Source organism: Desulfocicer vacuolatum DSM 3385, assembly GCF_900176365.1.
GTDB lineage: Bacteria > Desulfobacterota > Desulfobacteria > Desulfobacterales > Desulfobacteraceae > Desulfocicer > Desulfocicer vacuolatum.
On the sequence record NZ_FWXY01000010.1, the window covers coordinates 95,128 to 120,801 of the forward strand.

The 25,674-nt window shown below is 48.4% G+C and carries 27 protein-coding genes; 3 read left to right on the forward strand and 24 right to left on the reverse strand.

Going from position 1 to position 25,674, the window contains the following annotated elements:
- Window positions 1-9 precede the first annotated feature (9 nt).
- The gene (gene epmA, locus B9A32_RS10690; RefSeq protein WP_084069261.1) at window positions 10-918 is read left to right on the forward strand and encodes an EF-P lysine aminoacylase EpmA; all 909 of its coding nucleotides are present in this window, start codon (window positions 10-12) and stop codon (window positions 916-918) included.
- A gap of 124 nt (window positions 919-1,042) precedes the next feature.
- Here epmA and B9A32_RS10695 read toward each other — a convergent pair whose 3' ends face one another.
- From B9A32_RS10695 to rpmF, 17 genes are all read right to left on the reverse strand, one after another.
- Complete coding sequence (locus tag B9A32_RS10695; RefSeq protein ID WP_084069263.1) at window positions 1,043-1,459, reverse strand: DUF134 domain-containing protein; 417 nt, start codon at window positions 1,457-1,459, stop codon at window positions 1,043-1,045.
- Window positions 1,460-1,816: 357 nt separating this feature from the next.
- Complete coding sequence (gene sat / locus B9A32_RS10700; protein WP_084069265.1) at window positions 1,817-3,094, reverse strand: sulfate adenylyltransferase; 1,278 nt, start codon at window positions 3,092-3,094, stop codon at window positions 1,817-1,819.
- A gap of 180 nt (window positions 3,095-3,274) precedes the next feature.
- Window positions 3,275-3,913 carry an HAD family hydrolase gene (locus tag B9A32_RS10705; protein ID WP_084069267.1) on the reverse strand — a complete coding sequence of 213 codons (639 nt, stop codon included), beginning with the start codon at window positions 3,911-3,913 and terminating at the stop codon, window positions 3,275-3,277.
- The gene (locus B9A32_RS22365) at window positions 3,910-4,617 is read right to left on the reverse strand and encodes a DUF1573 domain-containing protein (protein ID WP_268815264.1); all 708 of its coding nucleotides are present in this window, start codon (window positions 4,615-4,617) and stop codon (window positions 3,910-3,912) included. Before B9A32_RS22365 ends, B9A32_RS10705 begins: the two co-directional genes overlap by 4 nt.
- Before the next feature lie 325 nt (window positions 4,618-4,942).
- Window positions 4,943-7,348, reverse strand: coding sequence for an aminodeoxychorismate synthase component I (gene pabB, locus B9A32_RS10720; protein ID WP_170923794.1), 2,406 nt, complete (start codon window positions 7,346-7,348; stop codon window positions 4,943-4,945).
- Window positions 7,311-7,931: an MBL fold metallo-hydrolase gene (locus B9A32_RS10725; protein ID WP_084069272.1), complete on the reverse strand. Its 621-nt coding sequence runs from the start codon at window positions 7,929-7,931 to the stop codon at window positions 7,311-7,313. The genes pabB and B9A32_RS10725 overlap by 38 nt, the downstream gene beginning before the upstream one ends.
- An 85-nt stretch (window positions 7,932-8,016) precedes the next feature.
- A complete protein-coding gene (gene nusB, locus B9A32_RS10730; RefSeq protein ID WP_084069274.1) occupies window positions 8,017-8,448 on the reverse strand; it encodes a transcription antitermination factor NusB in 432 nt (143 codons plus the stop codon).
- 2 nt (window positions 8,449-8,450) lie between these two features.
- Window positions 8,451-8,927: a 6,7-dimethyl-8-ribityllumazine synthase gene (ribH, locus tag B9A32_RS10735; RefSeq protein ID WP_084069276.1), complete on the reverse strand. Its 477-nt coding sequence runs from the start codon at window positions 8,925-8,927 to the stop codon at window positions 8,451-8,453.
- A gap of 177 nt (window positions 8,928-9,104) precedes the next feature.
- A complete protein-coding gene (locus B9A32_RS10740) occupies window positions 9,105-10,328 on the reverse strand; it encodes a bifunctional 3,4-dihydroxy-2-butanone-4-phosphate synthase/GTP cyclohydrolase II (protein WP_084069278.1) in 1,224 nt (407 codons plus the stop codon).
- A gap of 293 nt (window positions 10,329-10,621) precedes the next feature.
- Window positions 10,622-11,281 (reverse strand): riboflavin synthase, encoded by a 660-nt coding sequence (locus B9A32_RS10745; RefSeq protein ID WP_084069386.1) that lies wholly within the window; start codon window positions 11,279-11,281, stop codon window positions 10,622-10,624.
- A 158-nt stretch (window positions 11,282-11,439) separates the two neighbouring features.
- The gene (gene ribD / locus B9A32_RS10750; protein WP_084069279.1) at window positions 11,440-12,546 is read right to left on the reverse strand and encodes a bifunctional diaminohydroxyphosphoribosylaminopyrimidine deaminase/5-amino-6-(5-phosphoribosylamino)uracil reductase RibD; all 1,107 of its coding nucleotides are present in this window, start codon (window positions 12,544-12,546) and stop codon (window positions 11,440-11,442) included.
- A gap of 1 nt (window position 12,547) precedes the next feature.
- Entirely contained in the window at window positions 12,548-13,018 is a 471-nt protein-coding gene (nrdR, locus tag B9A32_RS10755; protein WP_084069281.1) for a transcriptional regulator NrdR, read from the reverse strand.
- A 46-nt stretch (window positions 13,019-13,064) separates the two neighbouring features.
- A complete protein-coding gene (locus tag B9A32_RS10760; RefSeq protein ID WP_084069388.1) occupies window positions 13,065-13,529 on the reverse strand; it encodes a deoxycytidylate deaminase in 465 nt (154 codons plus the stop codon).
- A gap of 2 nt (window positions 13,530-13,531) precedes the next feature.
- Entirely contained in the window at window positions 13,532-14,764 is a 1,233-nt protein-coding gene (locus tag B9A32_RS10765; protein ID WP_084069283.1) for a serine hydroxymethyltransferase, read from the reverse strand.
- Between the two features lie 252 nt (window positions 14,765-15,016).
- A complete protein-coding gene (gene rpiB, locus B9A32_RS10770; RefSeq protein ID WP_084069285.1) occupies window positions 15,017-15,484 on the reverse strand; it encodes a ribose 5-phosphate isomerase B in 468 nt (155 codons plus the stop codon).
- Window positions 15,481-15,714, reverse strand: coding sequence for an acyl carrier protein (gene acpP, locus B9A32_RS10775; protein WP_084069390.1), 234 nt, complete (start codon window positions 15,712-15,714; stop codon window positions 15,481-15,483). The genes rpiB and acpP overlap by 4 nt, the downstream gene beginning before the upstream one ends.
- A 63-nt stretch (window positions 15,715-15,777) precedes the next feature.
- Window positions 15,778-15,963 (reverse strand): 50S ribosomal protein L32, encoded by a 186-nt coding sequence (gene rpmF, locus B9A32_RS10780; protein ID WP_084069287.1) that lies wholly within the window; start codon window positions 15,961-15,963, stop codon window positions 15,778-15,780.
- Window positions 15,964-16,201: 238 nt separating this feature from the next.
- Here rpmF and gltX point away from each other — a divergent pair, with 238 nt between their 5' ends.
- A complete protein-coding gene (gene gltX, locus B9A32_RS10785) occupies window positions 16,202-17,608 on the forward strand; it encodes a glutamate--tRNA ligase (RefSeq protein WP_084069289.1) in 1,407 nt (468 codons plus the stop codon).
- On the opposite strand, the gene amrB is transcribed toward gltX, so the two are convergent.
- The 7 genes from amrB to B9A32_RS10820 all read right to left on the reverse strand — a co-directional run bounded on the left by amrB (window position 17,594) and on the right by B9A32_RS10820 (window position 23,425).
- The gene (gene amrB / locus B9A32_RS10790; protein ID WP_084069291.1) at window positions 17,594-18,442 is read right to left on the reverse strand and encodes an AmmeMemoRadiSam system protein B; all 849 of its coding nucleotides are present in this window, start codon (window positions 18,440-18,442) and stop codon (window positions 17,594-17,596) included. The genes gltX and amrB overlap by 15 nt on opposite strands.
- A 272-nt stretch (window positions 18,443-18,714) precedes the next feature.
- Window positions 18,715-19,377 (reverse strand): hydrogenase nickel incorporation protein HypB, encoded by a 663-nt coding sequence (gene hypB / locus B9A32_RS10795; RefSeq protein WP_084069293.1) that lies wholly within the window; start codon window positions 19,375-19,377, stop codon window positions 18,715-18,717.
- Between the two features lie 145 nt (window positions 19,378-19,522).
- Entirely contained in the window at window positions 19,523-19,861 is a 339-nt protein-coding gene (gene hypA / locus B9A32_RS10800) for a hydrogenase maturation nickel metallochaperone HypA (RefSeq protein WP_332308506.1), read from the reverse strand.
- A 21-nt stretch (window positions 19,862-19,882) separates the two neighbouring features.
- Entirely contained in the window at window positions 19,883-21,058 is a 1,176-nt protein-coding gene (locus tag B9A32_RS10805) for a pyridoxal phosphate-dependent aminotransferase (protein ID WP_084069297.1), read from the reverse strand.
- Between the two features lies 1 nt (window position 21,059).
- Complete coding sequence (gene tgt / locus B9A32_RS10810) at window positions 21,060-22,187, reverse strand: tRNA guanosine(34) transglycosylase Tgt (RefSeq protein WP_084069299.1); 1,128 nt, start codon at window positions 22,185-22,187, stop codon at window positions 21,060-21,062.
- 6 nt (window positions 22,188-22,193) lie between these two features.
- Complete coding sequence (gene queA / locus B9A32_RS10815) at window positions 22,194-23,255, reverse strand: tRNA preQ1(34) S-adenosylmethionine ribosyltransferase-isomerase QueA (protein ID WP_084069300.1); 1,062 nt, start codon at window positions 23,253-23,255, stop codon at window positions 22,194-22,196.
- Window positions 23,255-23,425: a DUF2065 domain-containing protein gene (locus B9A32_RS10820; RefSeq protein WP_332308509.1), complete on the reverse strand. Its 171-nt coding sequence runs from the start codon at window positions 23,423-23,425 to the stop codon at window positions 23,255-23,257. The genes queA and B9A32_RS10820 overlap by 1 nt, the downstream gene beginning before the upstream one ends.
- A gap of 643 nt (window positions 23,426-24,068) precedes the next feature.
- On the opposite strand from B9A32_RS10820, the gene gatB reads away from it, so the two are divergent.
- On the forward strand, window positions 24,069-25,496 hold the full coding sequence (gene gatB, locus B9A32_RS10825; RefSeq protein ID WP_084069304.1) for an Asp-tRNA(Asn)/Glu-tRNA(Gln) amidotransferase subunit GatB: 1,428 nt from the start codon (window positions 24,069-24,071) through the stop codon (window positions 25,494-25,496).
- The last annotated feature ends 178 nt before the right edge of the window (window positions 25,497-25,674 follow it).

A 25,674-nucleotide genomic window follows, 5' to 3' on the forward strand; every position in this document is an offset into this window, starting at 1 on the left:
GTAGATAAAATGCAAAAACAGAAACATTTCTGTCTAAGAATGCGTGCCCGGATAATACAGGCCATCCGGGCATTTTTTATTAAAAACGGATACCTTGAGGTGGAAACCCCTTTAAGGATACCTGCGCCCATTCCAGAAGCCCACATTGACGGATTTGAATCTGAAGAGTGGTATCTTCAATCCTCTCCGGAAATCTGCATGAAACGCATGGCAGCCATGGGATATGAAAAAATATTTCAAATCTGCAAATGCTTTAGAAAAGAAGAGCGGGGGGATCGGCATCTCACAGAGATGACCCTTCTGGAATGGTACACCAAGGGGTTTACCTATAAAGAACTCATGGCACAAACCGCAGAACTGATCCGATATGTGGGTCTTGAGACCGGGGGAACAAAACAACTCATATATGGAGATAAAACCATTTTTCTGGACAGGCCCTGGGAATACATCACCGTGGCCCGGGCCTTTGAAACCCACGCAGATATCTCCATGGAAAGGGCCATGGCCAAGGGGATCTTTGATGAAGTGATGGCCTTTGACATCGAACCCGAACTGGGAAAAAACCGTCCTGCCTTTCTCTTTGACTATCCTGCGGCCATGGGGGCACTGGCCCGGCTCAAACCCAATGATTCGGGCATTGCAGAACGCTTTGAACTTTACATTGCGGGCATGGAGCTGGCCAATGGGTTTTCTGAACTCACCGATCCCCAGGAGCAGCAACTGCGATTCAGCAATGAACTTGCTTTGAAAAAAAACGCAGGAAAAAAATTAACGCCCATGCCCTGCAACTTTCTTAAAGATCTTGAACATCTCCCGGATACCGCCGGCATTGCATTGGGCGTTGACCGCCTTGTCATGCTCTTTGCCAATGTGGACACCATTGACCAGGTGGTGGCATTTACGCCGGAAACCCTGTGAAAAATTCCAAAATCAGCATGGTTCATTGCCGCGTTACGCTTTCAAGAGCAATGAACCTGTTTTCAGGGATAAACTTTTCAAAAAGTGTCAACCGGTTGCGGATCATATGAAGGATGCCAAAACATCAGGCATTTTTTAGACGAACAATATCCCCGGAACCGCAGGACGGACATTTTTCAGGACGTCCGGTTCCCGGGGCCTCTTCCCACTCATGGCTGCAATCCTCGCAGTTGAACAATCTGGGGCTCTCCACCATTTCATAGGTACCGCCCTGGATATTAATGGCCTTTCCAGAAATAATGGCATCGGCAATGATGCGGCGGGCATTTCTAAGAATCCTGCCAAACGTGGCTCTGGAAACCCCCATGAGTTCTCCGCCCTCTTCGTGGGAAAGGCCCTGGAGATCCGCCAGGCGAATGGCCTCCCGCTCATCCACAGTGAGGACAATCTCCTCAAGATCCAGCATGGGAATCCCCCTGGGTTTAAAATAGCTGACTTCCGGATTAAAACCTACTTTTCTGCTTATTATGGGTCTTACCATTTTCTTTTCCAGTAATTATTTTAAATAACTATATTTTTTATATGAAAAGGCAGCCTCCAGGGCAACCTCAGCAGAGCCGCCCCTCCGACGGGCAATAGGAACCGGACAATTGAGCTGTCTACAGTTCCGGTCCGGGCCCATTGCCCGTCGGGGGGGCGGCGCTATAATACCATTTGGCTCCGCGTCTACGACCCTATCTTTGTTGTGTCCCACAGGAAATGCCCATTTATATGAAATATTCCGAAAATGCGGGATGTATTTCAAGCTTTATTGTGGGCAGAACAAAAAAGAGGGGTTTCCATTTTGCAGGAAAACCCCTCTTCATATTTTAGCACTCAGATTTCAAACAAGTCGGTCCTACATCTTTGAACCTTCTGCATGGCTCTGGAGCTTAACTTCAACTTTTTCTGTGAGGCTTGCATAGTATTTACGCAGGATAACAAGAACTTCTTCACGGCCAAAGTGATCCACAACTTCCTCGTTGTTGGAAAGTGCGTGACGCAGTTTTGTACCGGAAAGGATAACTCTGTCATCTTTGCCGTGGGGGCAGGTTCTCATGGAAGCCATACCATCACATTTGTGGCAATAGAATGTCCAGTCAATTTTCAAGGCTTCGCACAGAAGGGCTTTACCTTCTTCTTCAGGGGTCGGGATGGTGTCAAAAATTTCCTGGGCTTCGAACAGTGTATAGAAATCACCAACGCCGGCATGGTCACGACCGATGATCATTTTGTTGACACCGTAGTTTTGACGGAATGTGGCATGGAGAAGACCTTCACGGGGACCGGCATAACGCATATCAAGGGGATATCCGCCGTTGACCACATGCTCGGGAACAAAGTAACCTTTGATCAGGGTGTCAATGCACTCAATACGAACCTCTGCCGGAATGTCGCCGGGTTTGAGGTTACCGATGAGAGAATGAATCAGAACGCCGTCACATACATCAAGGGCGATCTTGCAAAGATGCTCATGGGAACGATGCATGGGGTTACGAAGCTGCATGGAAGCAACATTGGCCCAGCCTCTTTCGTCAAAGATGGCACGGGTTTCTTTGGGGGTCAGGTAAACACCCTTGAATTTCTCGGGGAACTCGCCTTCGGAAAGAACTTTAACAGGACCTGCCAGGCAGAACTCTTTTCTGGCCATAACCATCTGAACACCGGGATGATCTTCCATGGCAATTTTCCAGAACACGTCATCAGCAGATTCTTCGCCATGTCCCTTATAAACTTTTTCACATTCCCATTTTTTGTCATCTTCGGTCATCTCAAATTTTTCAGTGACCTTCATGGTGGCATAGATTTCACCGTCTCTTTCCAGGGTAATCTCATCACCAAGGTTAATGGCATCGGCATCATCTTTTGCAGCATCCAGCATCACGGGAACAGGCCAGAAGGTCCCATCGGCAAGGAGGAAGTCGGCGCAAACGCCTTTCCAGTCGGCTTGTGTCATAAACCCGTTAAGGGGGCTGAAACCACCGATACCCAGCATGATCAAATCACCCTTTACCTGGGAGCTGATCTCAATTTTCTTAAGGTCTGCGGCTTTTTTGAGTTCTGCTTCAAGTTCAGCGCCTTCGAGTTTACAGCAAACAAGTCCTTTTCCACCATGGGGGGCAACTAATTTAGACATAACTACTAACTCTCCTTAATATAATATTAACCAAAATAAATGTTTGTACCAAACATTTATACAAATTCCATCAATGATGCTGTGGGCAGTTTTTCGACCCCGGCCTTTTGTGCAAATTACAATCCGTTGGCAAAATAACTACCATGAATTAATAATGATTGGACTTTTTGTCAAGAATAATTATTGTTTTATCCCGACTATCTCACCAATACGTGCCATGGAGGTGACATGGAAATCAGCTTCAAGGGCTTTGTTTTTAAAGGCGATAAAGGGTACACCGGCCGTACCGGCGGCCATTTGATCATATGAAGAATCCCCCACAAAAAGCATTTGTCCGGGGACAAGGGAATACCTTTTCATGATGGCATGCAGTTGTTCCGGCGACGGTTTGGGATGTTCAACATCAGCGGCGGTGACCACCATGTCAAAGGCGTCCTCCAGTTCATGGGCATTGAGAACAGCCTGCATGGTATTGGTTCTGTTGGTGGCAACAGCTCTTATCAATCCCTTTTCTTTAAGGGCGGCAAGCAGTTTTTTCAAGCCTTTTTCCCGGGCCATGTGAGGAATGAATTGATCATACCCCATGGTACCCATGAAGTCATACACCGGTGTCAGGGATTCCAGCTCCGGGAAAAGATATTCAAGGGCCTCCTGCACAGTGAACATGTGCACTTTGACAAACTGCTCCCGGGTCAATTCCGGTTTACCAAAATGGGAAAGAACCATATTATAATACATCTCATTGGCACCCGAGGTGTCAAACATGACCCCGTCACAATCAAATACCACTGCTTTTATGGATTCCATATTTAAATTCATTCCAGAATATTTCCAAACACATTAATCCTTATCTCCGGTTGAATGGTGCTGTCCGTGACAAGGGTGATCATATCAAAATATCTGCCCGGCCGGGTCTGCTTATTGGTGACCTTGATATTCCAGGCAAATGCATTTTCTTCAGATGGCTGTAGCTCCACAGCCACTGTTTTCTTATTTTTAACGGAAATATTTTTTATGGTAAAGGGGTATTTCTCCATGGCCAAAACCTTTACTGTTGAGGTTATTTCCCCGCCGACTTTTCCGGTGAGACGAACCACTTTGGGCTGTATGTTTACCATTTTTTCCACAGCCCCTGAGACCTTTAAAGAAATGATTTTATGGTCAGGATCATTGGTATACACCTGAATTATCTTGCTTAATGTCTTACCGCCATATCCAGAGGTGGAAACTGCTAAGGTCACTTTACCTTCCCCACCCGGGGGAATTGTTCTGTCATAGGAGACAGCTGTGCACCCTCAACCGGTTTTGACCCTGAGTACCTCCAGGGGAGCGTTTCCCTTGTTATGAATAACATAACGGTGGGTCACCTCACTTCCTTCGGGAACCGATTCAAATTGAAATTCCGGCGCAGAAACTTCGGCCACAGGTACGGCATTCCCATCTTTGGCTTCAAGGGAAGTGGCAGGGGTTGAAAAAGCCATTATCACAAGGGCAGCAAAAAAAATATTTTTTATATTTTTCACGTTTTTTCTCCCATAATTGAATGATCTCGTAAAATATTTACCCCACAAATGCTTCCAGCATATCACATGGCGATTTCAAAAATCCATGGGGTCAATTTTACGGGTTCATCATGGTTAATTGTTTAACTCAACTTTCGGGCTTCATTTCAAAGCCGGCATTTTTAAATGTACCGATGGGGTCAGTTTGCCGACGGGGTCAGGCTTTTGTTATTGATGTTATCGACCAAGGCCTTTGCCAACGAAAAAAGCCTCGATAATGTCAATAACGAAAGCCTGACCCCACCACGAAATGCGAACACCGAAAGTTGAGTTGTTTAAAATACCATCAGGCATCATCCAGCCAATAATTCAGACGACGACAATGATCTGTGGCAGGCACAAAGGTATGGGCGTCAATGGAAATCACCGGTACAATGCCCATGAGGGCATTGGCTGCACACACATGTTCCATGGCACAAAGCCCATGCACATCCAGTTTTTTAATCTTCACATCAACCCCCTGTTTTTCCATAAACGACACAGCCTTCTGCACTGTCACCCCGGGAAGCACATGGGGAGAAGTTGGCAAATAAAGGGTATTGCCCTCCAGGGCAAAAAGGGCACAGGTGTTGGTTTCAGACACAGACCCGTCAGTGTTTAAAATCAAAGCTTCATCCCCGTGATGTTTTCTTGCGTATTCCCCGGCCCGGTCATAAAATAAATAATTCAGAGTTTTATGATCTGCCAGGGGAGTTTGACGTCCAAAGGGGTAAGAAATCAGACGAAGGCCGGGCTGTTGAGATGCTTCCAGACGATGAACATAGGGCCGCACAAAAACCGCCAAAAAATCCCTTCTTCCCGATGCGGCCCCCAAGGGCCCCCGGCCCAGGGCCGCCATGATTTTAACGGCGGCCACTGTCCCTCCCAATCCGTTGAGATCCACCAGATTGTCTATGATGGTCTTCCAGGAGATATCCGGGGGGGATGTGTGAAAAAGGGCTTGCCAGCTTGTGTTGAAGCGGTGAATATGTTCAGATAAAAAACAGGGTTCACCCCGGTTGACCCGAAGGGTTTCAAAAAGTCCGGCACCATACTGTGCCCCCGGGGAAAGGGCATCAAGCTTTGCCAGGTCCTGGGGTATTATTTCCCCATTCACCCAGGCAGACAAAGGGGCTTCAGGGGTAGTAGAACAACCCTTTGACATGAGAATGTCCATGAGGGTTTTACCCTTGTGCAAGGTCTCTTCATATTCCTTTTCCGGATCGGAATCAAAAACAATCCCCCCCCCCACAGAATAGTTGATTCTGCCATTGGCAACGGTGGCTGTACGAATGGCAATGGAAAGATCCATGGTGTCATGAAAACTGATATAACCCAGAGAACCCGTGTACACATGGCGCTGCACCGATTCCAGCTCATCAATGATCTCCATGGCACGAATCTTGGGACACCCGGTGATGGAGCCGCCGGGGAAGGTGGCCCGGATGACATCCACGGCATCCATATGATTGTCCAGCACGGCAGTGACATCAGAAACCAGATGAAATACATTATCATAGGGTTCCAGGCGCTTGTGGGCCATGACTTCAACGCTTCCGCCCCTGGCCACCCTGCCAAGGTCATTTCTCATGAGATCCACGATCATGGACAATTCAGCATCGTCCTTGGTACTGCCGGTAAGTTCCCTTGCCAGGGCCTGATCTTCCTCCGGGTTTTTTCCCCGGGGAAGGGTTCCTTTGATGGGTCGTGTTTCCAGCCGGTGCCCGGCCCGGCGAATAAATCGCTCCGGGGAGGTGGATACAATTTGATGGTCACCGGCGTTGATAAAGGCAAAAAAAGGGGCAGGATTCCGGTGGTAAAGATCTCGAAACAAGGTATAGGCATTTCCTTGAAATCCGGTTTCATATCTTTGGGACAGGTTTACCTGGTAAATATCCCCGGCCCGGATATAGGACAAAATACGATCCACCGCCGCCATATAAGATTTCCGGGTAAAGTTAGAGGTGAATCCACAGGAATCAATGGAATAGTCTTCCCTAAGCTCACCGGTTCCCCGGAAAAGGGTGGCGCCATTATCATTTGACATTTTATTGCACTTCTGCCCACCGTTATCATGGGCAGCAGCCAATATCTCTTTTCGATGCACCTCAATAAAAGACGAAATGTGGCTGAAATCTGCACCCGGGGATAAAACAGGAGAAAAAAGTTCCGTTGTGGCGTTTAATTTATCATGGACCACCACCACCGAGGGAAGCACCAGAAAAAGATCGGGAAGATTCCGGGGGGAGCAGGTGCGTGGGAGGTCTTCAATGCGATCTTTAAGATCATAGGAAAGATACCCAAAAAGCCCGGACATCACCGGTGAAAAAACCTCCCGGGGAGAGGAGATCTTAAAAAAGGAAACAAGGGTGGAAAGGGCTTCAAAGGGATCCATGGAAAAGGAAAAGGATTCTTTGGAAACCGTCACTTCAACCTGAGTTCCATGACACATCAGGGTCAACCACGGTTCTGCTGCCAGGATATGGTATCTTGCACAATCCATGGTACCGCCGCTGAGCAGCACCACTGTCCCCGGCCGGGCTGCCAGGGGAGTGGCAAAGGATTCCAGTGACACCGCAAGGGAAAGGGTATCCCGTTCAAGGGAGGAAATCTGAGGAAGTCGCTTTAGTAATTCATTTAACGATGCCATCACGCTTGTATCAACGGCCTCCTGTTCAACGGAGAAATGGATTGCTCTGTTTTTCTCTGCCAATGGAGGTTTCCGGCCCGTGGCCGGGATGGACCATGGTATCATCGGAAAAGGGGAATAATTTCTGGCGGATATTATCAATTAACTGCTGATAATCACCACCGGGCAGATCTGTTCTGCCAATGGAACCGGCAAATAAGGTATCCCCCACAAAAAGATGGCCTTTGGTATAAAAACAAACCCCCCCCAGGGAGTGGCCGGGGGTGTGGACCACTGTCAGGGTGATATTGCCAAAGGTGATTTCATCTCCTTCCTTGAGATAGGCATCGGCTTTGGGGGAATTTTCCGCAGCAAGGCCAAAGGAAGAGGCGGCTTTATTAAGATCTGCCAGCATGGGTTCGTCTGCTTCATGGATCATGAGCAACGCATTGGTGGCATCCTTCATTTTTTTATTTGCCCCCACATGGTCAAAATGTCCATGGGTATTTAACAAATATTTAACTTTAAGATTGAGAGATGCAAGGGTGGTCAAAATAAGATCCGCCTGGTCACCCGGATCAATAACCACAGCTTCCCGTGTATCTTCACACCCCAGTATATAGCAATTGGCCATGATGGGGCCCACTTCACGTTTTTCAATAATCACAAAAGAGTCCTCCAGTTAAAAAGTCCACAGATCTTGATGTTAATACAGGGGCTGCACATGCCTGTCGCCCCTTTTGAATCATACCTTAAGAACAGGGGGGAGATTCAATTTGCTCAGCCAGACGGATGCGGTCCAGAACACCGTTGACAAAAGGCCCGGTGGCCCGGGTACCAAATCTTTTTCCAATATCAACCGCCTCGTTAATGGAAACCGTGGCAGGAATATCCCGGCAGTTCAAAAACTCAAAAATGGCCATGCGAAGCACATTTCGATCCACCACAGACATGCGGTTCACCCGCCAGTTGGTGGCATACTTATCCAGCAGCGTATCAATGGTCTCCCGTGATTCACAAACACCTGTTACCAGCTGAAAAAAAAGGGGGTTCACCGATTCTGTGACGGAACCTGCCAGATGTTCACAAAACAGATCCAGTATTTCTTTTGGGTCCCCCTTATCCACATCAGCATAATAAAGGGCCTGAAGGGCGAGAATCCTCGCCTGCCTTCGCTCTCCCATGTTTATTCAGTCCCACCCATATCAGACATAAGATTTGCCATTTCAATGGCAGCAACCGCACAGTCAAAACCTTTATTACCGGCTTTGGTCCCGGCACGCTCCACAGCCTGCTCTATGGTGTCTGTGGTGAGCACACCAAAAATCACCGGCACATTGGCGTCCAGGCTCACCGTGGCAACCCCTTTGGACACTTCTGCACACACATAGTCATAATGGGAGGTTGCCCCCCGGATGACGGCCCCCAGACAGATGATGGCATCAAATTTACCCATATCTGCCATTTTTTTTGCAATCAATGGAATTTCAAAAGCACCGGGCACTTTGACAAGGGTGATATCTTCATCTGCCGCACCACTTCGCTTCAGGGCATCCACCGCACCGTTTACCAGTCTTTCGGTGATAAAATCATTAAATCGTGCTGCAATAATTCCAAATTTTTTACCACCGGCCACCAGTCCGGCTTCAATTACATGTGGCATTGTCCATCCTCATATCTATTTGAAGGGGATATTTTGTCCCCAACCGAATTTATACCTATAAAATGGGCATCCTTTAAATATCATCCCCCCAAACGTTATAAGCGGAAATGTTTCCCGGCAACCACAAGGTGTTTTTCAACACCTCAGACCGGGAAGTAAAGGATGCCGGAACATGTTTTATTCATCAAGATCAGGGGTGCACATTTTTAGCAAGTGCCCCATTTTTAATTGCTTGCAGCTCAGATAATCCTTATTGAACTCATTGGGCCCCACTTCAATGGGTACCTGCTCTTCCACGCTCAGTCCATAGCCTTCAAGCCCCACCATTTTAGTGGGATTGTTGGTCATCAGGCGCATTTTTCGAACACCGAGATCCGCAAGCATCTGTGCACCGATACCGTAGTCACGCATGTCAGCATCAAAACCAAGCTTGAGATTTGCCTCCACAGTGTCACATCCCTGACGCTGGAGTTCATAGGCCTTAAGTTTATTCACAAGGCCAATACCCCGTCCTTCCTGGCGCAGATAGAGAATCACCCCGCTGCCCTCTTTTTCCATGATTCCCATGGCCTTGTGCAGCTGATCTCCGCAATCGCATCGCATGGAGCCAAAGATATCTCCGGTCATACACTCTGAATGCACCCTGACCAGAATGGCTTTTTCAGGATCAATTTCACCTTTAACCATGGCAATGTGGGTGAGATTATCCAGATCATTTTCATAGGCAATGATGCGGAATTCTCCACCAAATTCTGTGGGAATAAGTGTTTCCGCAGCCTTTCTCACAAAAGACTCGGTTTTCAACCGGTAATTGACCAAATCCGCCACAGTGCAAATGCCGATATTATGTTTTTCACTGAATTTTTCAAGGGAGGGCATGCGTGCCATGGTGCCGTCATCATCCATGATTTCACAAATGACCCCGGCAGGTTTACATCCGGCAAGGGTGGCAAGATCCACCGAGCCTTCGGTCTGACCCACACGGACCATCACGCCACCGTCCCGGGCCCTGAGGGGGAAAATATGACCCGGACGGACAAGGTCACTTGCCGTGGCACCGTCTGCAACGGCCACCTGTACCGTGGTGGCCCTGTCAGCAGCAGAGATACCGGTGGTGACCCCCGTCTTGGCCTCAATGGAAACCGTAAATCCGGTTTCATAGGGAGAGGTATTGTCCTCCACCATCATGGGCAATCCCAGTCGATCTGCGATGTCACCGGCCAGTGAAAGGCAAATCAGGCCACGACCATGGGTGGCCATGAAATTAATGGCCTCCGGGGTCACAGCTTCGGCAGCCATGGTCAGATCACCTTCATTTTCACGGTCTTCATCATCCACCAGGATCACCATGCGGCCGGCCTTTATGTCTTCAATGGCCTGTTCAATTGTAATAAGAGGCATTTGCGAATATTTTCACTCCTTTTAACTTGTAGATGAAGCGTGTGTATGCCATCCATTGTGGACATAACCGGCACTTCAATCTTCGTTATGACAATGTGCACTGTCATATATTTTTTTTATATGAAAATCCGTCCAACGACCTGTAATGGTTGGAGTTTCATTTTTCGTTGTGGGCAGGTCAAATCCCAATATGATCTGCCCATGGCAGTTATATGAAATACTCCACAAATCATAGGCGTATTTCAAGCTTTGTTGTGGGCAAACCAAGGGGCAACAAAGGAGCGCCATGGCAATCATAAAAACCCGTTTTTTGCCAGCACATCCATGCTCAGCCCCCCCCCGGCGGGCTTTGTCCCGGAAACGGCACCTGCTTGAAGAAACCGTTTTACATATTTTCCAAGCATGTCAGTTTCAATATTGACCATATCCCCCACCTTCATATACCCAATGGTTGTGATCTTTGCCGTATGGGGAATAATACTCAACTCAAAGGCATTGTCCATCACTTTATTAATTGTCAAACTGATGCCTTCAATGGCCACAGAGCCCTTTTCTATCATCTCACCCGCAAGTTTCTCAGAAACCCCGATGGTGAGGATAACGGCATTGCTCAACTTTTGAATGGATAGAATGGTCCCTGTGCCGTCAATGTGACCCGACACAAGGTGTCCGTCAAGGCGATCAGAAAGCCGCAGGGCTCTTTCAAGATTCACCCGGCTGCCCGGCACTTTTTTTTGAAAGGTGGTCCTGGCAACGGTCTCCGGTGCCATATCCACGGAAAAACTGTTTTTCTGAAGGGTAACCGCAGTGAGGCAGGCACCGTTCACGGCAATGGAATCTCCGATTTTACACTGGGAAAGGTCCATGTCTGCGTCAATGGTCAACACCTTTCCCTGACCATGGGTTTTTATCCCTGAAATGGTTCCCACCGTTTCAATAATGCCTGTAAACATTTTTCTCTCCGGTTGTGTCAAATCCCCGGCCAAATGACCGGTATCAATATTTTTTATGAAATACGCCTCAAATAAGGGCTGTATTTCAAACTTTGTTGTGGGCAGCACCTGATCAAAATAAGGTATGCCCGCAGCACCGGTCAAAACAAAACCCAATCTTAGTTAAGATAACCCTGGATGAGAATGTCATCATCAAAGGGCACCATGTCAACCCGCTTCAGGGAAAAAGAATCTTTCATCAAAGAAGGTCCTTTTCCCCGGCACACGGAAACACCGTCATCCCCCCCCAATATTTTGGGTGCCAGAAAAAACATCACTTTATTCACAACCCCTGCTGCCAGGGCCGAACCCACCACAGTACCGCCGCCCTCAATAAGAACACTCATGATATTCATCTTCCCAAGAATCCCCATGACAGCAGCAAGATCCAGGCCCCCGGAAACAGGGCACCGGGGAACAGCCACCACAGTGACCCCCCTGGTTTCAAGTATCTTTTTTTTATGGGAAGGGGCATCCAAAGCAGTCATTACAATGGTATCTGCATTGGAAGGACCTGTGATAACAAGGGCATCGGGATCAATGGACAGGTGAGAATCCAGAACAACTCGACGAGGATCCCGGGTTTCCATGCCATCCACCCGGGAGGTCAGGGAAGGATTATCAGCATGCAAGGTGCCGGAACCGATGAGAATGGCATCCACCCGATGGCGCAGCAGATGAACATGTGCCCTGGATTTTTCATTGGTGATCCAGCGGGAGTCACCGGTACGGGTGGCAATGCGGCCATCCAGGGTTGAGGCGCATTTAAGTATCACAAAGGGGCGTTTCTGATTCTTCACAAACCAGATAAAATCCTCAATCAGGGTTTCTCCGGCCTGTTGGCACACGCCGGTTTCAACAGTAATACCTTTTTCCCTTAAAAATTCAATTCCCCCACCCTTTACAAAGGGATTGGGATCCACGACAGACACAAAGACACGACAAATACCGGCATCAAGGATTTTCCGGGTACACGGAGGGGTTCTGCCAAAATGGTTGCAGGGTTCCAGGGTCACATAAATATCGGCCCCCTCGGCCTCTTTTCCGGCATCATCAATGGCGTTGACCTCTGCATGGGCAAGGCCGGGACCTTTGTGCCATCCTTCTCCCACGATGCGGCCATCTTTGACCACCACAGCTCCCACCATGGGGTTTGGGGAGGTAAATCCCCGCCCCTTTTCAGCCAGGGCAATGGCCCGGCTCATGTAGGCTTCTTTATTTTTCAATTCAGTTGTCCGTTTTGTCCTTACCGGGAGTCAGACGTTTTAATTCATTGATAAAGTCATCCACATCCTTGAATTCCCGGTACACCGAAGCAAACCTGACATAGGCCACATCATCCATGGCATGGAGACGTTTCATGATCTTTTCCCCCAGTTCCCGGGATGCCACTTCTTTTTCGTTATTATCCCGCAGGTCCCGTTCTATGTCGTCAACCACTCCCTCCATTTGATCAATGGAAATGGTCCTTTTTTCGCAGGCCTTTTGAATGCCGGCCAAGATTTTCCCCCGCACAAAATTTTCCCGGCGTCCATCTTTTTTAATAATCATCACCGGGACATCTTCCACTTTTTCATAGGTGGTGAAACGGCGGAGACATGACTGGCACTCCCGCCGTCTGCGAATCTCAAGTTCTGTTCGACTCAACCGGGAATCAATGACCCTGCTGTTCAATTTTCCACAATAGGGACACTTCATTTCAAGACCTCACATAGTGCATACAGTTTAGAAAAACAGCACACATTTAATTTGTTGAAAGTTGCACCAGCTCAATCCCGGCCTGGTTGAACATTTCAAGGGACATGGCATCATTGTACCCGTGACGGTAATACACCATGACAATTCCGGCATTGATAATCATTTTTGAACAGATTGAGCAGGGCTGATGGGTACAGTAAAGTGTAGCACCCTGGACAGAAATTCCATGGCAAGCGGCTTGAATAATGGCATTTTGTTCAGCGTGAACCCCCCGGCACAGCTCATGTTTTTCCCCGGAGGGAACATTGAGCTTTGCCCGGAGACACCCGGTCTGATCACAGTGGGCAATGCCGGTGGGGGCACCGTTATACCCACTGCATAAAATGCGTTTATCCTTTACCAGTACTGCCCCCACCCGACGCCGGACACAGGTGGCACGGGTGGAAACAAGCTCAGCAATACCCATGAAATAGGTATGCCAGGAGGGCCGGGCAGTTATGATATCATCCATGTTCACCGGTTTTCATACAAAGGGAACTGTTGACACAATTCCAGGACCCTGGGTTTAATGCTTCCGGGGTCCACATGTCCGTCAAGCACATCGCAGATACAACGGGCCACGGTTTTCATCTCTTCTTTTCCCATGCCCCGGGAGGTGAGTAAAGGGGTTCCCATGCGCACACCGCTTGTGATCATGGGGCCTCTGGGATCATTGGGAATGGCATTTTTATTCACAGTGATACCGGCAAGACCCAGCTTATATTCCGCATCTTTACCGGATATATCTTTATTGGTGAGATCCACCAGCATGAGATGGTTATCGGTTCCACCGGACACCAATTGAACATCATTGGCCATCAATGTCTCGGACAGCACTGCGGCATTTTCCACAACCTTTTGCTGATACACCTTAAATGCGGGATCAAGGGCCTCTTTCAATGCAACAGCCTTGGCGGCAATGATGTGCATCAAAGGTCCTCCCTGGATACCGGGGAAAATCTGACTGTTAATTTTAGCGCCCAGGGCTTCCCGGGAAAGAATCATTCCCCCCCGTGGCCCCCTCAGGGTTTTGTGGGTGGTGGAGGTCACCACATCGGCAAAGGGTACAGGGGATGGATGCAGTCCGGCGGCCACAAGACCTGCAATGTGGGCCATATCCACCATGAACAGTGCATTGTTATCCGCTGCAATCTGTGCAAACCCTTTAAAATCAAGAATCCGCGGATAGGCACTGGCACCTGCCACAATCAGGCGGGGTTTGTGCTTTGCCGCAAGGGCTGCCACTTCATTGAGATCAATGCGCTGGGTGGTGGCAGAGAGCCCATAATGAACAAAATTAAACAGGCGGCCGGAAAAGCTCACCGGGCTGCCGTGGGTCAGGTGTCCGCCATGGGAAAGGTCCATGGCCAGCACTGTATCACCGGGATTTAGAAGTGCAAAATAGGCTGCCATGTTGGCCCCGGAACCGGAGTGGGGCTGTACATTGGCATGCTCTGCACTGAAAAGGGATTTGGCTCTATCAATGGCAAGGGACTCAGCCCTGTCAACATTTACACAACCGCCGTAATATCTTTTGGCCGGATAGCCTTCGGCATACTTATTGGTCAGAACAGATCCCTGGGCTTCCATAACAGCACGGCTTGCAGTATTTTCCGAAGCAATGAGCTCCAGCCCCTGCTCTTGACGCAACAGTTCATCGGCTATTATCCCGGCCACATCGGAATCAACCGCTTCAATGCAGGACATTATTAACTCTCCATTTTTTCACAATTTTTCATCAAAAGTTTAATGGCCTCATTAAAGGCCATTGTGTATTTTCTCCCTGGATCACAGTCACCGCCGAAGCATCAGGGAAAACAGCATGAGGTATGGGCATCTTGCATACATTTTCAAAAGTAGTTTACACTTTTTGATTAATTTTTCCCGGGAAATGGGTATATTTTTCTGAAAAGTGTAAACTGAAAAATGAAGCATGCCAAGGTATGCCCGTGACAGTTATCAAAAACTCATGATTCGGTCCAGATGTCGCCCCCCTTCAAAGGGGGTTTCAAGCCATTCCCGGACCAGCTCACAGGCAAGGACATCCCCCACCAGACGTCCCCCCATCACAAGGATGTTGGAATCATTATGGCAGCGGCTCATGCGCACAGAAAAAATATCACTGCACAGGGCAGCTCTGACGTTGGAAAAGCGATTGGCCACCATGGACATGCCAAGTCCGGTTCCACACAGTAAAATACCCCGGGCATAGGTGTTATCCGATATGGCCCCTGCCACTTTTTTCCCAATATCCGCATAGTTCATGGATGTTTCATCATAGGTACCGGCATCTTCAACTTCCAGACCACGCTCCTTAAGAAACGTTTTTAACTTTTCTTTGAGCTCAAAGGCAGCATGATCACTGCCGATAATGATAACATCTTTTTTTTCACCCTTTTGCGGGGAAGCCGTAGTTGCGCAGGTCATGATTTTCCCTCAACATAGGCCACAATATCTTGTACTGTCACCATTTTTTCAGCATCATCATCATCAATTTCCATGTCAAAGGCCTCTTCCATGGACATGATCAACTCAACCAGAGCCAGGGAGTCGGCGCCAAGATCATCCACAAGAGATGCGTCAGAAACCACATCTTCAAGGTCAATGCCGGAAAGTTTTTCTGCGATTATCTTCTTTACTTTTATTGCAACACTCATGGGGTTCAGCAACCTCTTCTTTTTCCTGGGTGGCGAAAAAACAGCAACAACACAACCCTGAAATTATTCTTCAGATTCAACGGCCTTCACATTGTTTCCCTTGTATGCGCCACACTCGGGACAGGCGGCATGGGGAAGCTTAGCCTCTTGACATTCGGGGCACACAGAAATTGTGGGAACAGCTGCTTTCTGATGGGTACGTCTTTTTCGGCCTCGACTCTTGGATGATTTTTGTTTGGGTACCGCCATTTCATACTCTCCTAACTATCTAATTTGTCTAAAAATTTATATATTATACCATTATCACAGTAAACAAAATTATTTAAATCAAATCCATCAAATTGTCAAGCAAATAATCATTTGACTTTATTCCGGCTTGCCCAAAGCCCCCTGTTGTGTTAGAAAAATGCCGCGTACCCATGGGCGCAACAACATCGTTAATACCCATGTCCTGACGGACACAACAAATATTGAAAATGGAGATACAATGGACACAATCATCACACGATTTCCCCCCAGCCCCACGGGATATCTGCATATCGGCGGGGCACGCACAGCCCTTTTTAACTGGCTTTACACACGGAAAACCGGCGGTAAATTTGTCTTGAGAATAGAAGACACCGACCAGGCCCGTTCCACCAAGGAATCTGTGGATGCCATTTTTGAATCCCTTGAATGGCTGGGCATTGACTGGGATGAAGGTCCTTTTTTTCAGACCCGGCGATATGACATTTATAAGGAATACATCCAGAAACTTGTGGATTCAGGCCATGCCTATTATTGCAACTGCACCTCCGAAGAGGTGGACGCCATGCGAGAAGAGGCAAGGGCTGCCGGAAAAAAACCCATGTACAATGGAAAATGTCGAGACAAAAATCTTACCCCCGGACCCGGCATGGTGGTGCGGATCAAGGCCCCCAGAACAGGTTCCACCGTTGTGGAGGACGTTGTAAAGGGAAACACCTCCTTTCCCAACAGTGAACTTGATGATTTTATCATCCAGAGAAGTGACGGCAGCCCCATGTACAATCTGGCCGTGGTGGTGGACGACCTGACCATGGGCATTAACACCATCATCCGGGGGGATGACCACCTGGTGAACACCCCCAAACAGATCCTGCTGTACAAGGCATTGGGCGCAGAGCTTCCCCTTTTTGCCCATGTGCCCATGGTGCTGGGATCAGACAAGGCCCGTCTGAGCAAACGACATGGCGCCATGTCCGTCAGTGAATACCGGGACATGGGGTACCTGCCCGATGCCATGCTCAACTATCTGGTTCGATTGGGATGGTCATTCGGGGATCAGGAATTTTTCACCAGAAAAGATCTCATTGAAAAATTTTCCCTGGACCACATTGGCAAATCACCATCCATGTTTGACATGGATAAGCTCACAGCCCTTAATGCCAAACACATCCAGGCTGCAACACCAAAAGAACTGGCTGTAATGTTAATTCCTTTTCTTGAAAAACAGGGAATCGCAGTGGCACAAGGCCCGGCCCTGGAACTGGCCATTGAGACCCTCCAGCCCCGGAGCAAAACATTGGTGGAAATGGCTCAAAGTGCAGTATTTTACTTTAAGGAAGAGGTGGAACTGGAAGAAAAAGCCGCAAAAAAATTCCTGAAAAAAGCCACCCTTCCCACACTGGAACTCACGGCCGGATACATGGAAGCCCTGGATGAATTCACCCAGGAAAACCTTGAGGATGCATTAAAAAAGGTCATGGAAGAGGCAGAGCTTAAATTTGGAAAAATTGCCCAGCCCCTGAGGGTGGCACTCACCGGCACCACGGTCAGCCCGGGAATTTTTGAAATGATCCTGGCCCTGGGAAAAAACAAAACCATCCACCGGATCAAAAAAGCCATGGATTACGTTGAATCATTGCCCGAATAACACGCCTGTGTACCCCACAAAATCGGTGCCGGGACTTTTGTCATAACTTGTGGCGTAGTCCAGCCTCATTGGCTTGACTGCGCCCATGGCCGTGGCCGCAGCCACTGTTGCGGCCACAGCACCGGCACAGCACATGTTCCGGTGTTTCTCTCCCTGGTAAAGGATCTTGTCCCCGTCCATGGACAAAATGGCATCAAGGGCCTTGGCATCATTTTCCTTTTCCATCCATTCCAGGGATTCAGGACCGGTACCCACCGGGGTAAACCCAAAGTTTTCACCATAATGGGTTAAATCTGTGGAGCCCAGCACCACCGTATCAAGACCCATGTCTGCGGCAACTGCCACAGCAGCTCTGCCCAGTTGTTGGGCAACAGGTGAAGGCGGCACACCCACAGGTACCATGGTGGCATTGGGAAAAAAATATTTAATCAAAGGCAGCTGCACCTCAATGGTGTTATCCCCGGGAAAGGTGTGGGGGGTATCCTGTTCAAATGCCACTTTCTTTGACAATTCCCGGACATAGGACTCATGGACGTCAAGGGACCCCAGGGGCGTTTCCCATCCCCCCCGGGCCAGAATGCGGGGGGAGTCATGCCCGTGCATGTGCATACCAAAAACAAGCACCAGGTCCGGCCGGTTGCTTTTGGCCAGGGTAGCCATCACCCGACAGGCAATGCCGCCGGAAAAAAACCACCCGGCATGGGGCACAATACCACACTGAAAATCTCCTTCGGGAACCGTTTCACACTGAACAAACGCTTCAATTTCCCGCTGACATTCTCTGGCACCAGACGGATACCACGAACCTGCAAACTGTGCTTTTTTCCGCATCATAAAAGCCCTCCTAAACATTATTTAAACTTGAGAAACTTAAATTGTTGGCAAATAAGCGAGGGGGTCCTTATCAGTCGCTTTTATAAATTTTCCTTTCTGAACGTATCAATACCCAGGTGAATCATTAATACTTAGGACCGCAAATCTTATAACTTGAGCGAAATAGCTTGCCTTTTGGCCCATCAAAGGCCAAATAGGCTTACCTTTAATGCGCCTTGTAGATGAACCAAAATTCTGCGCTATTTCTACTCAAGTTATTTCATCTGCGATCCTTATCCTTTTTTTGCCACAGAATCCCTAAGCCATGCCACCCAGGGTTCCATCCCCTCTTGGGTTTTGGCGGACAGCTCAAACACCGGCAGCCCCGGATGAACTTTTTTCATGTTATCCACCGCCTCTGCGGCATTAAAATCAAGATAGGGCAAGAGGTCAATTTTATTTAAAATGGCAATGTCTGCCACCTGGAACATCAGGGGATATTTTAAAGGTTTATCCTCCCCCTCGGTGACACTGAGCACAACAGCCTTGGCATTTTCACCAATGTCAAACTCTGCAGGACATACCAGATTCCCGATATTTTCAACAATAAGAAGGTCCAAAGCCTCAAGATCCATGGTCAGGGCCGATTTTTCAATGAGATGGGCTGCCAGATGACAATCCCCGCCAAATTCATCGGTGTTAATTTGAACAACGGCTGCCCCTGTGGCTTCCAGGCGATCAGCATCATTGCGGGTGCAAATATCCCCCACAATGACGCCTGTGGCCACTTCCGGCATGAGACGTTGCAATGTTTTACAAAGTGTTTCGGTTTTTCCAGAACCCGGAGAGCTCATCATATTCAGGACAAACACCCCTTTTTCCCTGAACAGACGTCTGTTTTTATCTGCCATACTCTCGTTGGCTTCCAGCACCCGTTTTTGAATATTAATTTCCATATAACAACGCTCCTTAAAGAACCCATGGGTCCGAAGTTCTCATTTTTCATACCATGTGCGATCTGTTCAATTTCAAAGAAACACATAAAAAGAAACACATAATATGATGACAAACTGGAAAACCTGTGACCAACGAGTCAAAAATTTAATCGGCAAGCTCCAGGGATGCCACTTCAAGCTCCCTGCCGGAAAGCACTTCAATCTCACCTCTTTCACATGAAGGACAGGTAAACACCACATCTTCAACCTCCCATTCATGGTGACATCGGCGACATCGTGCCTTCACCGGCACCGTTTCAATGACAAGCTTTGCCCCTTCAAGACAGGTATCCTTTGATATAATCTCAAAGCAGAATCGCAAACTGTCCTCCACCACTGCTGCCAGTCGCCCCACCCGCAAATTCATTTGTTCCACCCTGGGATCCGGCAAATCTTTGGGGATGGCCTCCAGGGCAATGGAGATCATCTGCTGGGCAATTCCCATTTCATGCAAAGGAGATCCTCCTTAAAATTTTTCCATCACCCGTTTAAAGGCGGGAAGTGAATTTTCAATCACCTCATCGGCCACACAAAAAGCCAGCCTGAAATGCCCGGGTCCACCAAAGCCCCTTCCGGGAACGGCAAGGATCAACTCATCCTGCAACGCCTTTACAAAGGCCACATCATCGGGCACAGGAGAGGAGGGAAAAATGTAAAATGCCCCCGGGGGAACAGTGAAATTATATCCGGCATCGGTGAGGCCGTCACAAAAAATATCTCGTTTGCGTCGATAGGCATCAATGTCCACACTGGCATCCTGCAAAAAGGGCAACACCCGCTGCATCAGGGCCGGGGCATTGACAAATCCCAAGACCCTATTGGCCAGGGCCAGGGCATTGCGCATATCCTTTTTATGGGTAAGATCAGGATTGATCACCACGCACCCGATGCGTTCACCGGCAAGGGAAAGATCTTTGGAGTGGGAGCTGACCACAATGGTGTTGGCATAACTTGCAAACACCGGGGGGACTTCTGTGTCATTGAAAACAATCTTACGATAGGGCTCATCAGACACCAGATAGATCTCCCGGCCATATTGGCGGCTCTTTTTTTCCAAAAGAACACCCAATGCATCCAGGCTTTCCCGGGAATAGATCTGACCCGTGGGATTGTTGGGGGAGTTGATGATCACCACCCTGGTTTTTTCGGTGATGGCCGCATCAAAGGCATCCATATCCAGGGTGAAATCCTCTCGGGTGGCAACCGTTTCAAGGGTGCCGCCATGGTTGAGGGCGTAAAAATGATAATCCGGGAAAAAAGGGGCCGGCACCAGAACGGTTTCACCGGGGTTGAGAAGGGCTTTTAACACAATATTCAGCCCACCGGCAGCCCCGCAGGAGAGCACAATGTCTTCAGGAGTGACATCCTTTGCCTGCTGTACTTTCAATGTTTTGGCGATGGCTTCACGAACATGGGGGAACCCGACGTTGGACATATATCCATGTCCCTGTTCCTTTCCCTGGGCAACGGCGGTTTCAAGGGCATCATGAAAAGCTTTTGGGGGACGCAGGTTTGGATTTCCCAGACTGAAATCAAACACATTGTCTTCCCCGTGTATGGCCTTGAGCCGGGTTCCCTCTTCAAACATTTTACGAATCCATGAAGATGTTGTCATGGCCTGTTCAATTTTGGACGCAATCATTTTATCTGTTGAGCTCCTTATGGTTTAATTGTGAGAAAAACTCTTTTTTAAACGCCGAAAACTGATCCGCCTTGATGGATTGACGAATCCTTTCCATTAAATTTAAATAGTAGTGAAGATTATGAATGGTGTTAAGCCTATAAGACAATAACTCCCTGGTTTTATAAAGATGACGCAGGTAGGCCCGGGAATAATTTTGACACACATAACAGTTGCAGGCGTCGTCAATGGGATTTTCATCCATGCGAAATCTGGCATTGGAAATGTTTATGGTACCCCGACCCGTGAAAAGCTGACCGTTTCTGGCATTTCTGGAGGGCATGACACAATCAAACATATCCACTCCCATGCCCACCATCTCCACAAGATTTTCCGGGGTTCCCACCCCCATGACATACCGGGGTTTATCATGGGGCAGCAACGGCACGGTGTGATCAGCCATCTCATACATCAGGTCTGTGGGTTCCCCTACGCTCAAGCCCCCCACGGCATATCCGGGAAAATCAAGCTCAATGAGCTGTTGGGCAGACAATGCCCGGAGGTGGGCGTACATTCCGCCCTGGACAATGCCGAACAGATTATTTACCCCCCCTTTTTCCAGCCAGTGGTCCCTGCCCCGCCGGGCCCACAATGTGGTTTTTTCCAGGGCTGCCATGGTCTCTTTTTCATTGGCCGGATATGGAATGCACCAGTCAAGGGACATCATGATATCAGACCCTAACACCATTTGAATGTCCACGGCCTTTTCCGGGGTAAACAGATGGCGGGACCCGTCAATGTGGGACTGAAAATTCACCCCTTCCCGGGAAAATTTTGCCAATTTTGCCAGGGAAAAGAATTGAAATCCGCCGCTGTCCGTGAGGATGGGGCGATCCCAGTTCATGAATTTATGAAGCCCACCCATGTGGGTCATCACCTCACAGCCGGGACGAAGGTATAAATGGTAGGTGTTCCCCAGAATAATCCTGGCCTCACACTGTTTCAACTCCTCCACGGAAACGGCTTTCACCGAGCCCAATGTGCCCACGGGCATAAAAATCGGGGTGGGGATTTCACCATGAGCGGTGATGATACTGCCGGTGCGTGCCCGGGAGTCGGTGCTTTTTTTTTCTATTTCAAACGTCAGCATTTTTAATCACTCCAGCAGCATGGCATCGCCATAACTGAAAAATCGATATTTTTGTTCCACTGCTTCCCGATAGGCCTTTAAAATGGTTTCCCTTCCGGCAAAGGCAGATACCAGCATGAGCAATGTGGATTCCGGTAAATGGAAATTGGTCACCATGGCATCCACCACCCGGAACTGATATCCCGGATAAATATAAAGGTCACACATGCCACTTCCCGGGGTTACCTGTCCTGTCTCTTTGGCAGAAAATTCCAGGGTACGGACACTGGTGGTACCCACGGCAATGATACGACGGTTCTCATCCTTTGCCCGGTTAATACGCCGGGCCGTTTCCCGGGTGATGGAAAAAAATTCCGAATGGATCTGGTGATCCCGGATATCCTCCACCCTCACCGGGGCAAAAGTGCCATGCCCCACGTGCAGGGTAATTTTTGCAAACTCAACGCCTTTTTTTTCCAGGCCTTCCATGAGTTCCCGGGTGAAATGAAGTCCGGCGGTGGGAGCAGCCACAGCCCCTTCCCGGGCCGCATAAACCGTTTGATAATTTTTTCTGTCCCGATCATGGTCCGTGGTGTCATTGCGCAATATATAAGGAGGAAGGGGGATCTCCCCTGCAGCATCCAGGGCCGTTCTGAAATCAGTATCACAAAAAAAACGCACCATAAAAAGACCGGCATCCGCCCCTTCAACCCGGGCCGTAATACCGGCACCCAGAAAAAGCCGGGTTCCCCTGCGGGGGCTTTTGGATGCCCGGATCATGCACTCACACTGAAAGTATCCATTTTCTTCCAGACAATCCATTCCGGCATTGTAATCTATTATGAGCACCTCCACCTTTCCTCCGGTCTCTTTAACACCTTTCAGGCGGGCCGGAATAACCCGGGTGTCATTGATCACCAAAAGATCATCCGGCCTTAAAATAGACAACAGATGATCAAAGGAATAATGGGACATTTCACCGGTGCTTCGATTCAGATGCAGCAATTTTGAAGCCCCCCGATGATCCATGGGCTGCTGGGCAATCTGCTCCTGGGGAAGATGATAGGTATAATCAGAAATCAAATACATTAAAGCACACATTTACCAAGGTAAACCACCCCCAGCCCCAAAATCATTAATATTCCACCAAAACGCCTCAAACTGTCATGGGGAAGCGTTGTTATAATCATCATCATTTCTTTCATTTTTTCAGGATAGGCAAAATAGGGCAAGCCCTCAATGATCATTACCATCCCCATCACACACAAAAAAAACTTCACTTAACCTGCCTCGTTTATCCTGTTTTTTATAACTGCCACAGGCAGACCGTATTCTGATCCGGTTCTGCCCACAACAAAGCTTGAATTACGCCTCCGATTTGGGGAAAATTTCATATAACGGGCATTTCCCGGCGGACACAACAAATATAGGGCCGTAGACGCGGAGCCAAATGGTATTATACCGCCGCCCCCCCGACGGGCAATGGGCCCGGACCGGAACTGTAGACAGCTCAATTGTCCGGTTCCTATTACCCATCGGGGGGGCGGCTCTGCCTTAGCTTGTCTCAGAGGCTGCCTTTTCATATAAAAGAAATCCCACGCCAAAACGGACAGCGTATCATGCTTTGTTGTGGGCAAAGTCGGATCAGAATGCGGTCTACCCATGGCAGCTACAAGGAACTCCCGACAAATCAACGTCGGTCCAAAAATCCGCTAACTATAACACAAAAAATTAGTATTGATAAATCAAATCATCAGCGCTATAAGAAAGGCTTGGCATGATTTGATTTTTTCATGCGTTTTTTAAAATTTATCGTCATGCCCAACCCGTTTACCACAACAATGACCCAAAAAGTCATAGATATAAAGCCTTCAATACACAAGATAACAGGATAATTTAATAATGCTCTTTGAACCTGTAATAGGACTTGAAGTTCACGCCCAGCTGAAAACCAAAACTAAAATTTTCTGCAACTGTCCCACCACCTTTGGTGCCCCACCCAATGCCAACACCTGCCCGGTGTGCACCGGCATGCCCGGGGTGTTGCCTGTGCTAAACCGTCAGGCAGTCACATTTGCCATCAAGAGCGCCCTGGCCACGGACTGTACCATTGCAAGGGAAAGTCGTTTTGACCGAAAAAATTATTTTTATCCAGATCTTCCCAAGGGTTACCAGATTTCTCAATATGCCTTTCCCATAGCAGAACACGGTCATCTTGTGGTGGAGCCCGAAGGAGCTGATCCCAAACGCATCGGCATCACCCGCATTCACATGGAAGAGGATGCCGGAAAGCTCATCCATGACCCCGGACGGGGCAAAAGCATGGTGGACCTGAATCGCACCGGAGTTCCCCTGGTGGAAATTGTCAGCGAGCCTGACATGCGATCCGCAGAAGAAGCAGGGGCCTACCTAAGGAAACTCCATGCCATCCTTAAATACATAGATATCTGTGACGGTAATATGGAGGAGGGAAGTTTTCGATGTGATGCCAACATTTCACTGCGCCCGGTGGGCCAGGAAGAATTTGGCACCCGCACGGAATTGAAAAACCTCAACTCCTTTAAGCACGTTGAAAAAGCCATCCGCCATGAAATTCAACGACAGACCTATATTCTTGAAGAGGGCAAAAAGGTAATTCAGGAGACCCGTTTATGGGATCCCAATAAAAATGTCACCCGATCCATGAGGGGTAAGGAAGATGCCCATGATTACCGTTATTTTCCCGATCCCGACCTGGTCCCCCTCATCGTGGATGAAACATGGATTGATGCCGTAAAAAAAGAGATGCCGGAATTGCCCGATGCCAGAAAGCAACGCTTTATCGCAGATTACAGCTTATCGGAATATGATGCAGGGATTTTGACAGGCTCCCGCCAGCTGGCGGACTACTACGAGGAGGCCGCCGCAAATTTAAAAGACAAAAAACAGGCAGCCAACTGGATCATGGGACCGGTGCTGGGACTTGTAAAAAGCCAAGGACTTGCCATTGAAACCATCCCTGTATCGGCCACGGAGCTTTCAGAGCTGCTTTTACTCGTGGAAGCAGGTAAACTCAATGCCGGAACCGCCAAAACCGTATTTGAAGAGATGATAATTTCAGACAAAGCCCCCCTTGCCATCATGAAAGAAAAAGGGCTGGAGCAGGTGTCAGACCAGTCAGAACTTGACAGCATTGTGATGTCAGTCATTGAAGCCAACCCCAAAGAGCATGATGCCTATAAAAACGGAAAAACAAAACTGTTCAGCTTTTTCATGGGACAGATCATGAAACAAACCAAAGGCAAGGCAGATCCCAAAGTGGTCACAAGCCTTTTAAAACAAAATCTATGACATTTAAATGGAAGGGCTTGGTCATAACGTCGGCCACTGTGTGATAAAATTGGAACACCAAGTACTAATCATATATAATTACAACATTTTACGCTTGGCAAAATTTTATTTCACCGATAATGGCCGTGCCCCGGCTTATGACCAACCCCAATGCGAATATTCGCGTTGGCAATATAAA